Origin of the sequence: Shewanella sp. 1CM18E (assembly GCF_023161665.1) — a bacterium.
In the GTDB taxonomy this organism is placed as follows: domain Bacteria; phylum Pseudomonadota; class Gammaproteobacteria; order Enterobacterales; family Shewanellaceae; genus Shewanella.
This window is the reverse complement of the sequence record NZ_JALNTW010000002.1, coordinates 460,641-475,000: the sequence shown is the minus strand read 5'-3', so window position 1 is coordinate 475,000 and position 14,360 is coordinate 460,641. Positions and strand designations below refer to the sequence as shown.

Annotated in this window: 12 protein-coding genes; 8 read left to right on the top strand and 4 right to left on the bottom strand. The window is 43.5% G+C overall.

What is annotated here, in order from left to right; genetic code table 11:
• Positions 1 to 118: 118 nt before the first annotated feature.
• On the bottom strand, positions 119 to 658 hold the full coding sequence (locus tag MSG37_RS05275) for a redoxin domain-containing protein (protein WP_248469525.1): 540 nt from the start codon (positions 656 to 658) through the stop codon (positions 119 to 121).
• Between the two features lie 304 nt (positions 659 to 962).
• Here MSG37_RS05275 and MSG37_RS05270 point away from each other — a divergent pair, with 304 nt between their 5' ends.
• The 4 genes from MSG37_RS05270 (at position 963) to MSG37_RS05255 (ending at position 3,767) form a co-directional block, all read left to right on the top strand.
• Positions 963 to 1,427 (top strand): GNAT family N-acetyltransferase, encoded by a 465-nt coding sequence (locus MSG37_RS05270; RefSeq protein WP_248469524.1) that lies wholly within the window; start codon positions 963 to 965, stop codon positions 1,425 to 1,427.
• 96 nt (positions 1,428 to 1,523) lie between these two features.
• Complete coding sequence (locus MSG37_RS05265) at positions 1,524 to 2,471, top strand: alpha/beta hydrolase (protein ID WP_248469523.1); 948 nt, start codon at positions 1,524 to 1,526, stop codon at positions 2,469 to 2,471.
• Positions 2,472 to 2,552: 81 nt separating this feature from the next.
• A complete protein-coding gene (locus MSG37_RS05260) occupies positions 2,553 to 2,996 on the top strand; it encodes a GNAT family N-acetyltransferase (protein ID WP_248469522.1) in 444 nt (147 codons plus the stop codon).
• Positions 2,997 to 3,269: 273 nt separating this feature from the next.
• Positions 3,270 to 3,767 (top strand): hypothetical protein, encoded by a 498-nt coding sequence (locus MSG37_RS05255; protein WP_248469521.1) that lies wholly within the window; start codon positions 3,270 to 3,272, stop codon positions 3,765 to 3,767.
• A gap of 296 nt (positions 3,768 to 4,063) precedes the next feature.
• Here MSG37_RS05255 and MSG37_RS05250 read toward each other — a convergent pair whose 3' ends face one another.
• From MSG37_RS05250 to MSG37_RS05240, 3 genes are read right to left on the bottom strand one after another with little or no spacing between them, the layout of a single operon-like run.
• Entirely contained in the window at positions 4,064 to 5,008 is a 945-nt protein-coding gene (locus tag MSG37_RS05250) for a hypothetical protein (protein WP_248469520.1), read from the bottom strand.
• Entirely contained in the window at positions 4,998 to 5,978 is a 981-nt protein-coding gene (locus MSG37_RS05245; RefSeq protein WP_248469519.1) for a hypothetical protein, read from the bottom strand. Before MSG37_RS05245 ends, MSG37_RS05250 begins: the two co-directional genes overlap by 11 nt.
• A gap of 30 nt (positions 5,979 to 6,008) precedes the next feature.
• Entirely contained in the window at positions 6,009 to 6,875 is an 867-nt protein-coding gene (locus MSG37_RS05240; RefSeq protein WP_248469518.1) for a hypothetical protein, read from the bottom strand.
• Positions 6,876 to 7,211: 336 nt separating this feature from the next.
• On the opposite strand from MSG37_RS05240, the gene MSG37_RS05235 reads away from it, so the two are divergent.
• The 4 genes from MSG37_RS05235 (at position 7,212) to MSG37_RS05220 (ending at position 14,351) form a co-directional block, all read left to right on the top strand.
• Positions 7,212 to 9,338 (top strand): hypothetical protein, encoded by a 2,127-nt coding sequence (locus MSG37_RS05235; RefSeq protein WP_248469517.1) that lies wholly within the window; start codon positions 7,212 to 7,214, stop codon positions 9,336 to 9,338.
• A complete protein-coding gene (locus MSG37_RS05230) occupies positions 9,331 to 10,824 on the top strand; it encodes a DUF1176 domain-containing protein (protein ID WP_248469516.1) in 1,494 nt (497 codons plus the stop codon). Before MSG37_RS05235 ends, MSG37_RS05230 begins: the two co-directional genes overlap by 8 nt.
• A 546-nt stretch (positions 10,825 to 11,370) precedes the next feature.
• Complete coding sequence (locus MSG37_RS05225; protein WP_248469597.1) at positions 11,371 to 12,309, top strand: DmsE family decaheme c-type cytochrome; 939 nt, start codon at positions 11,371 to 11,373, stop codon at positions 12,307 to 12,309.
• A 17-nt stretch (positions 12,310 to 12,326) separates the two neighbouring features.
• Positions 12,327 to 14,351 carry an MtrB/PioB family decaheme-associated outer membrane protein gene (locus MSG37_RS05220; RefSeq protein ID WP_248469515.1) on the top strand — a complete coding sequence of 675 codons (2,025 nt, stop codon included), beginning with the start codon at positions 12,327 to 12,329 and terminating at the stop codon, positions 14,349 to 14,351.
• Positions 14,352 to 14,360 lie beyond the last annotated feature (9 nt).

Genomic DNA, 14,360 nt, shown 5'->3' with positions numbered 1-14,360 from the left:
ATCGCTCTCATAGCAAATATGAGTTTTGTTATGGTTGAAACAACCAATGTACACGACAAGATTTATCAATAAGGCAACCTATAATGAGGTTGCCTTACTCTACTTTGGTGCTTGAGCCTTAGTAGTCTAGTGTGCCTCTAATCGGATAGTTGTTATCCGGATCTCGAATCCAAGCTAGGCCACGAGTTAGTGCCCCTAATTCAGGTCTGACAAACGGGTTGTTTGATAGGTCAACCACATGCAGGTTACCGTGCTCGTTGACGATAAATAACCCTGGTTCTGCAAAGTTATGGTCAGTTTCTGCTGCTGAGCGTGGTAAAGAAATATAAAGCCCTAAGGTTTTCATTTGCTCTTCAGTTAGCTCATAAGCAATCGGGAAGCTGATTTCGAGTTTATCCAGATGTTGCTCTAATTGTTGTTTTGAATCGCCAGAGACAGCCAGAATATCGACGCCTGCATCGCTAAAAGCTTGTTTATAGGTCTCAATCTCATTGAGGTACTTGCTGCAAAGTGGGCAATGTTTACCACGATAGACAAACACCGCTTGCCATACAGCATCACCTTGAGGTTGACCTAGAGTAACTTTAGTTCCATCCAGTGTTGTTGCTTCTAATGTGGGGAAAATATCGCCTGCTTTGAGTTTCTGTGAATATGCCATCTCGGCTCCTTGGATTGAATTCACCACTAAGTAGATAAAAGATAAGACACTAGGAAATGAGTTGCAAACAGCATACTTTTAGTTACTTGATTCGCTATTTAAATTATTGATAATTAATTAAAAAAATCTCCACCTGCGTTCCGCAGATCCTATATCGTAATGTGAGCAACTTATTCCTGATGTGACTGACATTGATTATCTGGTTACTAATTGTTTCCCTAAGCTTAAAAATATCCTTATGGTGCTGTAGGCTAAAAATAAGCGCGTAAAACAGTATTAAGTAGTAGTTTAACGGGGGCAAATAATGAATATTCAGATCAGAGAAGCACAATTAAGCGATGCAAAGTCGATAAGTGAGTTAATTGTGCCGTTAGTTAAAAAATACGTTTGTCCAGACTGTGACGCATCGGTGCATGATGTATTGCTTAGCTCTATGTCTGAGAAGTGCATCGAATCCTACCTAACTAGTCATTATTGCTACTTTGTTGCTGTATCGCAAAGCGACCAAGTTATTGGCGTTGCAGGCATTCGTGATAACTCTCATCTATACCATTTATTTGTTCACGATAACTTTCAAGGGCTCGGGTTGTCTCGACGGCTTTGGCAGGCAGCAAAAGAGCAAGCAACACAAAAAGGCAATCAAGGCCGTTTTACGGTTAACTCTGCGCTTGGGGCTGAAAGTGTCTATTTGAATTTTGGTTTTAAGCGTATCGCTGGAGTTAGGCGTGAAAAAGGTATGGTTGACATACCTATGTTGTTAGAAGCCTAACTTATTGGTCAATCATTAATGCTTGAGCTCGGCTTTGTGTTAGTAAACATTAAGTCGAGCCAGTTAGTCGCAATAACATTGAATACGGAGATATTTATGCTAAAAAGGATTGGCCTTGTTGTTACCTGCTCAGTATTACTGCTTGTCACTCTGTACCTGATCACTCCCAGTTCAATATTAGTTAGCTACATGATAAATGCGGAAAGAAGTCTCTCTGGATTAAAGGTACATAAGCTTAAAATTGACGAGTTAGATATTGAATATCTTCGTGGTGGCAGTGGCACACCTCTTGTTTTGTTGCATGGCTTTGGTGCCGATAAAGACAACTGGAATCGTATTGCAAATTATCTCACTGCTTACTTTGATGTTATTGCAATTGACTTACCGGGATTTGGTAATAGTACCGACAATATTGAGCTTGATTATGATCTGTTTTCGCAAGTAACGAGGTTGAGTAAAACTCTGGATGCGCTCAACATTACAGAGTTTAATTTAGCGGGCAGCTCTATGGGCGGCTATATTGCCGGTAATTTTGCAGCTAAATATCCTAGTAAGGTAAAAAACCTTTGGTTAATTAGCCCGTTTGGTGTTGTTGATTCAGAAAAGAGCGAGATGTTTTTAGCAATTAAAAATGGCTATCAACCAATGGTGTTACCGAGAAACGAAGCGGAGTTTACTCAGCTAGTTGATTTTTTATTTGTTGAGCCGCCTTATATTCCCAGCCCCATAGTGTCACATTTAGCCAAAAAAGCTGAGCAACGGCTTATATTGAATACAAAAATATATGAGCAGATCCATAGAATGCGAAACGGAGAGGCTCACCCTGACTCGCCACTTGATCAGGTTTTAAAAAGCTACAATGGCCCAGTTTTGGTTACATGGGGGCAAGCAGATAGGGTGTTACATGTTTCCGGTGCGACTAAGTTGAAGGATACTATACCCCATGCCCAAGTTGATATTATGGCGCAAGTTGGTCATTTGCCTATGATTGAGGCTCCTAAAGAAACGGCGAGCACTTTCATCGCTTTCGCTTTAAAACAATAAACTAATTAGTAAGCTGCTGTATTGTTTGATGGTTTGAGTTAGCAGCTCACAGCTTACCCTTGATAAAACGGATCTATAAATATGGACATTATTAAAGCCACCCCAGCCGATGCAGCCTTGATCGCCCCCTTGTTTGACGCATACCGAGTGTTTTATGGTCAAGCGAGTAACTTACAGTTGGCTGAGGAGTTTATTGCAGAGCGTTTAACGAATAACGAGTCGGTGATTTTCCTTGCACTTGATAACAACGGCGATGCCTTAGGGTTTACTCAGCTTTATCCAGGTTTTTCATCTGTGTCGGCTGCGCGAATTTGGGTGCTCAATGATCTGTTTGTTAGCGATAATGCCCGTTGCCAAGGTGTGGCAACTCTGCTGATGCATGCTGCTAAGGAGCTTGGCATTAAAGCGGGTGTTAAGGGCTTAGCGTTAGAAACTGGGGTAAACAATGTGAATGCGCAACGGCTTTATGAGTCTTTAGGTTATGTTAAAGAGTCAGGCAGTTACCATTACTTGTTAAATCTATAGCTGCAATTAATCGCTGAAAACGCCTATAGAATTTACCGAGTGAATAGTAATTCCCAGTAATAATTTACTGGGTGTTATTTGATTCATTCTCTATTTGTAAAAGTGTTATAAAGCTACGCATGCTTATACTAACTGCGATTAGTCAGTAAATAATTCTGAGTTATACGAATTGGGAATACTTAAATTATATTTTTTGTTTACGTTTTTATGTGCAGTTGTAATAATTTCGCGCTATGTGCATGAAGCACTTATAAATATAAACAGGGAATAATAATGAAGTTTAATAAAAATTTACTATTTGTAGGGTTAGTTTTTTCTACAAGTGCTTATTCTCAACCGCAAGTTGATGACAATGATGTAGCAATCACTTCAGTCCATTCCAGTTCAATTGAAACCACAACGGATACGAGCTTTTCACTAGGTGTAGGATATCAATATGGTGGAGTGTTAGGCGTTCGATACAATTATCAAAACCTGAACCATGTTTTCTTTGGCTCATTAGGTCTAGTTGGTGGAGCTTTAGGGTATCAATATGCATTTAGTGAGCAAAAACATTTGTTTGGATTCAGTGTTGGAAGTGAGGTTCTCACTAGTGAGGATGGCTTCGCAGTGCTGACATATGAGTACTACCCAAAAGGCTTTACAGATGGCGGTTGGCAATTTGGTGTCAGTGGTGGCGTTAGAAGGGAAGATGACGGTGGTTCTTTTGGGAATGTGGGAAAAACAGCTACCGAGCCTACCGGCATGATTTCAATTGGCTACAAGTTTTAAGCTTTAAAAGCAGCATATTCTCGGCCAATCTTTTATAAATAGCCTTTCATTAAGCAAAGTAAATGAACAAGCAAGTAAAGCTAACTGAAGATGAAGCTTGGATACTTTGGCTTTTACTTGTGTATTGTGGCTTATGCAACACCTTGCAAATAAGGCTTCTTATTTGCTTATTTTTACAAGCGAATGTTTAAGCTCTATTGTCTATCGTAACTAAAGCCCAAACGTCGATGAGTAGGCGTTTGGGCAATAATATTCACCGCTATTGAATTCGAATTTAATGTGGGAGTACTAAACCCCTACCAAGGTTTCCACCATCGCTCGCTGTGTTGCCAATCTCTTTTATCACTAAATTTAGACTCTAGAATGTAATAACGTTCACCATTAAACCGCAAACGGGTAATAATGGTACGACTTTGGCTACTATCTGTGCGTTTGGGCAAAGCACCTGACAGCTTAGTTTTAGTGAGCAGTTTTAGGTCGGCAAAGCCTTTGTATTGCTTAGACTCGATATGGAGCGCACCTTTGCCGCTCTCAACGATATAGCGCTTTGTTAAACCCGCTTTGTCGTTAGTTTCACTTTTAATGACCTCAGGTGTTCTGGCAACATGGTAGCCACTTGGCTCGTTTCGCCAGACTTTCCAATAATACAGCGGCAGTTTTTCCACCACGGGGATTAAAAAGCGCCCTTGATGAACAAATAAATTCAAATAATCAGATTGATACTCACTTGCGCCCTCTGGGAGTTGTTGCGCTTGTACTCGTACCCCAAGTGCGCGGGTATCACTGTTGAGCTTATAGTTAGCGGTATCAATCCAAAGGGGTGCTGGCGAATTTTGCTCTTTGTTATCTGGCGTGTCAGCAACAATGGTTAATCCAGGTCTCTCGTATAAACTGCCAGTATGACGAGCGATAACCTCATGAGTCTGAGTGTCCATAATGACGGTGCGTAGGGCGTAACGCCTTTCACCTGCATAGCTTCCGCCTGTCCATTGTAGGTATGCGCCCATGGTAAATTGTTGTTGGTGTGGCAGTTGCTTACATACTGCAGCGCTGAAACCTCGAACATCCCCACTGTCATTTTCCATTGCTTCAAGGGCATCTATGCTGCACGCTTGCTTGGCATGACTTGCTGGCGAGAACACTAGCGTGCAAGTCAAAAGCGCGCAAGTCAAAAAGGTGCTGTTAAATAGCGCGGCTAATCTGCAGCAAAATGGGCTGGTTTTAGGCTTGTTAGTTAGCATCTTGGCTCTCCGGTTGATTGCTGTTTGGCGCTGTCTGCGTTGCGCTTTCATCGTCGCTGTCACTTAAAAAATTGACGCCAATCTGGTTGATTTGCCAAAATTCAGGGGAGGGTAATCGCTCGGTGACAACCGGATAACGCTTGCCATCATATTTAAGCTTGCTGCTAAAGTTGATTGGCTCTACTTGATCGTATTCGCCATCGGTACGGTATTGCTGACCTTGGGTTATTAACTTTAAATCATGGTAGCCATGGCTAGTTGTTGGTAACACCTCAACTTCACCTTCACCGCCATAGTGCAGGTATACGCCGCCGTTACTTCCGGCATTATCAGTGCCCTCTATTTCGTAATCCAGTGGTAGGTGTTTAAGTACTGGGCGTAACTTATGACCTTGTTGTACAAACAAGGTCATAAAGCGGTTGGTTTTAAAGGCTTGATAGTCGCCATGTTGCTGGCTTTGTGGTGAGTTGTCGTAGTTGACGAGGTCGAGTATTAACCCTACTGCTGGCGTATTATCGCTTAGCGTGTATTCGCGGTGAACGATACTATTCGTGTCAGAATGCACCTTAATGTTGCTATTTTCATTAATGATCCCGGTATAGCGTGCTTCAACTTTATTACTATAGCGGTTAACGATGATCACTCGCCAAAGATAGCTTGTGTAGTTATGCTCGATTTCTTTGTAGGGCTGGAAATAAGATAGTAACGCTTGCTCTTTATTGTGTGGCAACACCCAGCACACAGGATAGTATGTTGCCGAGCTAATACCGTGCTTTCTGCTAAGGAGTGCGGAATCAAAATCGATCACGCTGTTTAATTGATTCAATCCACAATCTTGTTGTTGACCTTTTTGTTGCTCATATAACGCTTGTTCAAGCGTGTCTTTTTTTAAGCTGCCGAGTGCGTAGCTATTGGCGTTGCAGAAAGTGGTTAATAGTAATGCAGTAAAAATAATTAATGGTTTATTCATAAGGTCGATTAGCTTGTTCTGGTGATTTTATTAATTAGCAAGCGCGCGATAAATCGAGGTTTTATAACCTCTAACTTGTACGCCTTTACGTAGCGGGATAGCGTATTGCGGCAGCGGTCGATTGCTGTAGTCAATATATTGCGGCGTAGCGTAATAAAACACACCACGATATTGCGCCGGTAAATCCTGTTGCTGCAACAAGTCATATTGTTGGTTATAACTGCTGATAGGTAATGGCTTACCGTTATTGCTAACCACTTCCCCCATTTTGTCGGCAAGGGCTTTCGTGGATCGATGTGCGCCAGAATCTTCCACCCAATTAGCGACTAACTGGCCGGCAGCATTGTGCTTGAGCGGCATTAAAATCGTGTCTTTAATCACTGGGATGGTTTTGACTTGCGCTAATTTCATTTGATAAAGCTCAAGCTGCAGCGCTTTGTTTTTCGATACTTTTTCTATGTGCGGTGCATTGATGCCGTAAACCATGTGGTCACAGGTTATTTCGTCATAGCCTTGGTTGCTGCACACTGCGCTCCAGTCAGGCATAGTGATTTCAATCAGTGCTGCACCGTATACCACATTATTGGCACTCGATTTTGTGTCTGTCGCCTCAAAGTAGCTACCGAGAATGTTGTAATCAACACTTTTGCGGCTTTGCAACCAACGCTTGTTAAACGAGTCACTGCGTTTGCCTTCACAAATGAGCAGAGGGAAGGGGATACGGTTTCCTGCTTGTGCCGCTTGATACATGGCTTTGCGTTCATGCTCATCAAACTGACAACTACCTAAGTCGGTCATTAAGGTTTGAATTTGCGGATTGTTGTTTGATAGCAGCGAGCAGCCCGGTAGTAAGCTTATGGTTATTCCAAGCGCTACGGTGCGTAGCGGCGTTAACATTGGAAGCTCACTTGGTGGGAGACTTGCTGCACATACTCTAAACGAGTGGCAGTTATTAGCGTTTTGCTCATGAATGTATCCTTACTACGGCATTAAGCCAAGGTGCATGGCAGTTAATATTACAGCTGGTGTGACACCAATAGATAAAGCCGACTATTGATGTAACCTCAGAATAATATTGAACTTTGTTGATTGATATTTGGGTGATTGTATGGATAATTCGTTGCAAATAAAACAGCTAGAAGTTAAAAGCTTGAAGTTGCTATAGATTAACGCTGTTAACTAATCTGAACACGTTAACCTTGCCCTTATTCGCCAAATCTTAAGTGAGTCCCTATGACATTAAGCAGTAATCTTAAGTCCCTTTTCAAGCGTTTTGCTAGTGCTGATGAGGCCGAACACGCCGCGCTAAATACAACACAGCAAACGACAGAACTCGAAACTACTGACAGTAAAAGTATTGCCATGGCGAATCAAGGATTAACAGCAGGCAAGGCGCTGCACGAGTTAGCAACAAAGTATCGTTTTCAGCAGCATCAATTGTATCACGGTGGCACTAATCAACTGCAGGTGGTTGAAGATACAGATCAAGGGGTTGTATTACACAGTCAGTTTGAGTTAATCGGTAGCACTGGCGATGTGGTGATGACAGAGTGGCTGGCTAAAGGTTCTTTGCACGCTGAAGATTGTTTGCACGCTGAGGGCTCTTCACAAACTAGAGGCTCTCTACAGGCTAAGGGCTCTTTATCGGCTGAAGGCTCTGCCTACTTTGTGGCGGTTGATAATGTTGGACAATTTTATATTGGTCAGCTGGGCAAGCGTGGCAAATATAATTTGTCGGCTTGTTTTTCATTGGCGGTTTATCCAACTAAGGATATTTGCTTTTATCAAGGCCAGATTTGGCTGGTGGCTGCCCTCAAATCAGGGCGCTTTAGTCATAAGAAACTTTTTGTGGTGGACTTAACTCAAGTCGTAGACGCTATATTGAATGTTACGCATATGCAGCTAGATGACTATTTTAGCAAGTGTGTCAGTCAGTATGATGTACCGTTTGATTTTGAACGCAATAGCATGGTCTGCACTGCTCACAATGAGTTGGTTTTTTATCAACGTTCCGAGCAGGGCTCGCATCAGTTGGTGTGTTTCAATCCGGTCACAGCGAATGTGCAAGAAATCCCGCTAACGGGTAAGCCAGCGCCTGATGACATCTCTGTACGTAACACCTTTTTTCAAGATAAAGCTCGTGGCTTAGTGCTATTAGCCAATGCAGAAGCCGTAAGCTTATCAAGTTTGGAATCAAATTCAGGATCAAGCGTAGATACCGATCCACAAGACGACAGCCATCATCAGCAGCGATTTGATTACTCACTGCAGCTTATCGACTTAAATCAAAAGCAGGTTAGTTGGAGCCGCACAGTTCGTTCACTTCATGTATCGCAAATTTGCAGTGATTATGAGGCTGAAGACATAGTTGAGGCGTTAACAGCAATAGCCCAAGGCGATCTAGATTCAGAACATCATGAGGGCTTGCAAACCTTTATTGAGTGTCTTACCAGTGCGGTGATCGCTAAAGATGGCAATAGCATTTGGTTAGCTTGGCAAGATGGGGTGGTGCAGCAATTGTCACTGCAAGGCGATAATATCTCGCCTTTATATCAATTGGTTCAATTAAACCAAGCCGGTGAACAGCGTGGTTTGAGTTTTGACCATGACTTGCAGACGATCCAAGGGCAAATCAATGAGCGCTTATTTGTTGGTGTGGGTGACGAAGAAGATGCCAGCCTATGGCAATGCACAGTGCCTACTGTTAACCGCAACGAGTTCGCTTTTGATGGTGCAACTAACACGCCTTTAGTCTGTGAGCGGGCTGACATTAACCTCATTATCGACAGTGCTGAGTATTTTCTGCCAAGTGCCACCGGCCAAGTTGACATAGTGTGTCGAGATCTAAGCTGTAACACCGCGCGGTTAGCGGCATTGCAACAACTCGAAGCACTTATGCCGCAACTGCAGCGGTATTATCAAGCGCATCCCCAGAGCGAGGCGCTGTATTTTGCGTTCATTGAGCAGCAGGTAGCTAGTTGCATTTCGCAAAGCGAATATGATTTCTTTGCATCGGCTGCTTATGATGACAAATGTGCATGTGTACTGGCTAACATAGTAAAGCAATTTGCTGGTTGGGGTGTAGGCGGCCATCTTAAAGGCCTAAAGGGCATTCCCGTGTTTGCCGAAGCTGTGCTGTCATTGGCCTTTAAGCTTGAGTATTTAGATGTGTTAGCCGAGTATTTTAATGCGCTCGATAACCAGCTTCCTATTCACCCATTTCATGTGCATCGCACTATGGCGGTGATCCGCGAAACCCATGCGGATACACCTGAGTTAGCTCGATTTTTACAGCGATTACCTTGGCCATGGAATGATGCCGAGTTTACTGTGCCAAATGTGGGAGATTATGATGAATAACCATTTAAAGCGGATCGCTAGTGGCTATACAGTCGCTACGAGTTTGGCCTTGCTATCTATGTCTGCCTTGGTGATGCCTGCCCACGGGGTTGAAGGTGAAGTGCAAAGCTTTTTTCATGGTGATTGGGAAGTGGCCTGTGATAACACCCACACTTGTCGCGCCGTTGGTTATCACAACCCTGAGCAGAAAAATGAAGCAGGGGAGTATAGTCCGGTTTCAGTGATCTTCACTCGCGCAGCAGGCGAGCATGCAAAAGTTAAAGGTAAAGTGAAGTTTGGCACACTGTCATTTGATGGCGAGGATAAGCAAACTAGCAATGACACTATTACCCTAAGTATTAATGGTACTTACCAAAGTGTATTAGCGCCTGAGCTGCCAGCTTACCAAGAAAAGGGCATCAGCTTTAGTGGCGAACGTGAGTTGACTGATGATCAGGTAAGCGAATTACTTAAGGCGCTCACTATGAAAGGTCGCGTGTCGATAAAATTTGATAGCAGCGCAGGTGATGAGTGGTATTTATCCACTAAAGGCTCTACCGCGGTTTTATTAAAAATGGACGATTTTCAGGGGCTGGTGGAAACACCTTTTGCGATAGTGAAAAAAGGCCAAGTTAGCAAAGGGATTGTTGAGCCTAAGCAAGCGCCAGTTATTTTGATGCCAGCGCAGGCAATACCGGTCACAACGGCAGCTGATCTTACATTGGTAGCCAATGCTGACTTTAGCCAGAGAATAAGAACAGCGCTTACTAACGCTTGTGATAACGTCCCAGCAGAAGACGAGCCTTTAAAGTTTGAGGTCGCTAGGCTGACATCAAATAAGCTGGTTGTGTCAACCATGTGTTGGTCTGCAGCATATAACTATGGTCAAGCAGTATGGCTGGTTGATGATGACGCTGAGATTGCGCCCGTGTTAGTGACAGATAGTGCAGTGAGTTATGCTAATGGCGTGATTGACGAGTTTATGCGGGGCCGAGGAGTTGGCGATTGTCTTTCTGCAAGACGCTATATTTGGAATGGCAGTGAGTTTGTTTTAGCCGACTCCTATACCACCGGAGCGTGCCGTGAAATTGCACCGGGTGGTGCTTGGTATATACCAACGACAGTTAGCACCGTAATAAATGGTGTAGACCCAGCAGCCGGAATCGATTGTGAGTCAGAGCAAGCCTATAGCACTCAAGGTATGGTTAAATGTGCACAGCGTGAATTAGCCAGTCTCGAGTGGCAAATGAGTGAGCAATTAGCAGAGATTGAACGATTTTCTCATGCAGACTATAACGTAAATGCTGATAAAAGCCGTGAGGCAGCAATGGCTATTGGCCAAGCACAGCAGGCGTGGCGTACTTTTCGTAATGACGAATGTAAAGTTCTGCAACTGGTCGAAGCCGAGGGCTCTATGAGCTTACCAATCTTTGTTGGCTGCCAAGTGGATTTAACCCAAAAGCGTTTACAGCAATTACAGTTAACCAAGCAATCGCTAATGTATTAAAAGCGACCATAGCCTTCCATATTAAATAAACAGAAATAGCGAGTAGACAGGTGGATAGTTTATTGACTCGCTATTTTTATCATCATTTCAGAAGAAAAAGTTATAACTCGTGTTAGCGATATAACTGATTTAGTCGGTTAATTGAGCAGTTTTGTTACTTATTTTGGGGTATCAACAATGAGTAGCTGAATAGACTGAAATTTCTTCGTGATCTATCTTCAAAAATTCCACTTCACCAAATCAATTGGTTTACATTTCATCTTTATGCTTGCAACTTGTGGTGGTGATAATCATTCTCAAATGCTCTCTATCTAGCTGAATTATATAATTTTGAGCTAATTTAGTTTTTGAAAGGTTCTTTTGTAATACCTCTTTATACTGTGAGCTAGTGAACGTATTTCGATAAAACTAGCGTTATGCCTCAAGTTATTGGCAGATATGCATAATCTTGAATTCACTTATCCGACCGAAATAAAATACCCACTTCGATATACAACCGGCCTGTAGTTAATGTCCACAATAAAAACCGTAAAGTCAGTGAATTTTATGGCCAAGTTAATGGCTAGCAGTTTACTCACTATGCTCATCAGTGTTGTGCCTGCGCAAGCAACTCCATGGGATAAGCTTGACTCAACGCAACTCGAACAAAAATTAACAGAGAAATTTAGCGAAGGTAAGTACTCTCCAAAAGGAGCGGACTCTTGCCTTATGTGTCACAAAAAGAGTGACAAAGTCATGGCGATCTTTGACGGTGTCCATGGTGATATGAGCAACAGCAAATCACCGATGGCTGGCATTCAATGTGAAGCATGTCATGGCCCGCTAGGTAAGCATAATCGTGGTGGTAAAGAGCCAATGATTAGCTTTAGTCCAGATAGCAAACTCTCTGCTGCTAGCCAAAACAGTGTTTGCCAAGGTTGTCACAACGATCCTAAGCAAATGGCATGGCATAACAGCACTCATAATCTTGAAGAAGTGGCTTGTAGTGATTGTCACGACATTCACGCTGCAAAAGATCCAGCTCTTGACCGTCTAATGGTTAACGACACTTGTACTTCTTGTCACACTCGCGCTAAAGCAGACATGAGCAAGCGTTCATCGCACCCAATGAAGTGGGATCAGATGACGTGTATCGACTGTCACAATCCACACGGTTCAATGACTGAAAGCGCACTTATCAAGCCTAGCCTAAATGAAACTTGTGCTGAGTGTCATGCTGACAAACGTGGCCCATTCCTATGGGAACATGCGCCAGTGATGGAAGACTGCTCAAGCTGTCATACACCGCACGGCAGTGTAAATGACAACCTTCTTAAGTCTCGTACACCGCAGTTGTGTCAGCAATGTCACGCCGACGATGGCCACGCAAGCCGTATGGCAAGCCAAGCGGGACTAGATGCGTTCAGTGCTGGTAAGAGTTGTTTAAATTGTCACAGCAAGATCCATGGTTCTAACCATCCTGCTGGCAGCAACTTTGCCCGTTAAGTCCAGGAGTGACAAATATGCGTTTAATTAAACCTTTTTCATTAAACCTGATCACCCTAGCGTTATTGGGTGCAGGTACTAGCGTGTATGCGGCAGACTTTGGTGTGCAAAACGCCAATATTGCTGCAGATAAAACCGCAAATTATCAATGTAAGCGTTGTGTTGAGCCGCAAGGCTACACAGGTAGTGTAGGTGTGAGTGTTGGCGCGATTGACGCTGATGACAATCATGCTATCAACCAGTTTGGTACTGGTGATGACGGTGCTGTTGCAGGTGTTAATGCCGATCTTGCATACCAGCAAAGTGGTTACAAAGCTAAAGTACAAGCGCACCAGCTTGGTATGCAAAACGGCTTTGTTACTATGGAAGCAGGTAAAAGCGGCCATTATAAACTTGATGTGGATTTCCAAACGATTACCACTAATCAAGGCAGTAATGCAGCTACAAACCTATGGCAAAACAATGGCGTGCTAACGCCAAGTGACCAGACTCGCGTGCTTGATCTTGAGTTACAAAGACAGCGTAGCGGGATTGGTTTTGAATATGACTTCTCAGAAGTGATGGGCCTAGGTTTAAGCAGCTATGCCCGTTATGACCGTGAAGATAAAACCGGTCACCGCAGTGCAAGTCTAACGAGTCCACGTCCAACGAACTTTGCTGAAGCCGTTGACGAAACTACAGACAAGTTCAGTGCTGGTATCGTACTTGATGGTGCTAACTGGTTGTCAGAGCTGAGCTACAACGGCTCACGCTACGACAACAACATGGGCGATTTAAGCCTGCCTTACGCTTACGATGTATACAGCGCAACACCAGATAACCAAGCGCATCAAGTGTCGCTATCTGGCCAGTACCGTTTAGCGTCAAGTGTATTTAGTGGTCGCGTGGTTACAGGTCGTATGATCCAAGATCAAGATCTTATCCAAATGAGTGGCAACCCAATTCAAAACTGGGATGGTCAGGTTGATACCTTAAGCTCAAATCTAGCGGCTAGCACTCGAGTAAGTAATCGCTTACGTCTAGGTGCAAGCTATGACTACAGCAAGCGTGACAACCGCTCATCAGTGTTTGATTTTGCACAATATGAGTTTGATTCAATGTCTGGTGCGTTTAAGCAAAACACACCAATGGATATCGAGCGTCAAACATTCAAGACTAACGCGAGCTACCGTATTACTAGTGGTTACCGCTTACAAGCTGGTTACGATTATAAACAAGTTGAGCGTAGCTATGGCGAGCGTGAAGAAACCCGTGATAACGAGTTTTGGAGCAAGCTAAATATTCGCGCTATTGACAAGCTAACCCTAGATTTTGGTGTGAGCTATGGCGAGCGTGGCGGTAGTGAATACCAAGCTAACGAGCTGACTAGCGATGAAACAGAGTCGTTACTGCGCAAATACAACCTAGCTGATCGTAAGCGCACTGAAGTGAATGCGCGTGCGAACTATGCGCCGCTTGAGTGGTTAACCTTCGATGTTAGCACTTACTACGCAAATGATGACTATGACGCAACTGCAATTGGTCTGACTCAGGCTAAAGATTACGGTTACGACATTAACGTTCATGCACAAATTTCTGCACCGCTATCTGTTTATGCCTTTGCTGGTCAGCAGTGGATTGATTCAGACCAAAGTGGCGACCAAGCATCGATTTGGCACACAGAGATTAATGATGAGTTCATTAACTTAGGCCTAGGCGCGACCTATAGCGGCTTAATGGATGGCAGATTAATTCTAGGTACAGATTACCTATTTGCTAATTCATCAAGTAATACAGGCGTCAACGGTTACAACACTGGCAGCTCAAATACTTACGATTACGGTAGCTATTACTCGTACAACCACAGTGTGAGTTTGTATGGTCAATACCTGATCTCTGAGCAGATGGCAGTTAAGTTGGCTTACCAATTTGAACGTTATTTTGATACCGACAGTGCTGCGGTATCACCCGATAGCATTCCAGGTTTAATCACCTTGGGTGACCTGAACCACAATTACAACGCCCATCAACTGATGTTGACCTTCAGCTACAAGCTGAACTAAGTCGAATCA

What these genes read in the sequence shown, in the direction of transcription:
- MSG37_RS05275 (WP_248469525.1), bottom strand. Translation starts at nt 658, where the DNA reads ATGGCATATTCACAGAAACTCAAAGCAGGCGATATTTTCCCCACATTA.
- MSG37_RS05270 (WP_248469524.1), top strand. Translation starts at nt 963, where the DNA reads ATGAATATTCAGATCAGAGAAGCACAATTAAGCGATGCAAAGTCGATA.
- MSG37_RS05265 (WP_248469523.1), top strand. Translation starts at nt 1,524, where the DNA reads ATGCTAAAAAGGATTGGCCTTGTTGTTACCTGCTCAGTATTACTGCTT.
- MSG37_RS05260 (WP_248469522.1), top strand. Translation starts at nt 2,553, where the DNA reads ATGGACATTATTAAAGCCACCCCAGCCGATGCAGCCTTGATCGCCCCC.
- MSG37_RS05255 (WP_248469521.1), top strand. Translation starts at nt 3,270, where the DNA reads ATGAAGTTTAATAAAAATTTACTATTTGTAGGGTTAGTTTTTTCTACA.
- MSG37_RS05250 (WP_248469520.1), bottom strand. Translation starts at nt 5,008, where the DNA reads ATGCTAACTAACAAGCCTAAAACCAGCCCATTTTGCTGCAGATTAGCC.
- MSG37_RS05245 (WP_248469519.1), bottom strand. Translation starts at nt 5,978, where the DNA reads ATGAATAAACCATTAATTATTTTTACTGCATTACTATTAACCACTTTC.
- MSG37_RS05240 (WP_248469518.1), bottom strand. Translation starts at nt 6,875, where the DNA reads ATGTTAACGCCGCTACGCACCGTAGCGCTTGGAATAACCATAAGCTTA.
- MSG37_RS05235 (WP_248469517.1), top strand. Translation starts at nt 7,212, where the DNA reads ATGACATTAAGCAGTAATCTTAAGTCCCTTTTCAAGCGTTTTGCTAGT.
- MSG37_RS05230 (WP_248469516.1), top strand. Translation starts at nt 9,331, where the DNA reads ATGAATAACCATTTAAAGCGGATCGCTAGTGGCTATACAGTCGCTACG.
- MSG37_RS05225 (WP_248469597.1), top strand. Translation starts at nt 11,371, where the DNA reads ATGGCCAAGTTAATGGCTAGCAGTTTACTCACTATGCTCATCAGTGTT.
- MSG37_RS05220 (WP_248469515.1), top strand. Translation starts at nt 12,327, where the DNA reads ATGCGTTTAATTAAACCTTTTTCATTAAACCTGATCACCCTAGCGTTA.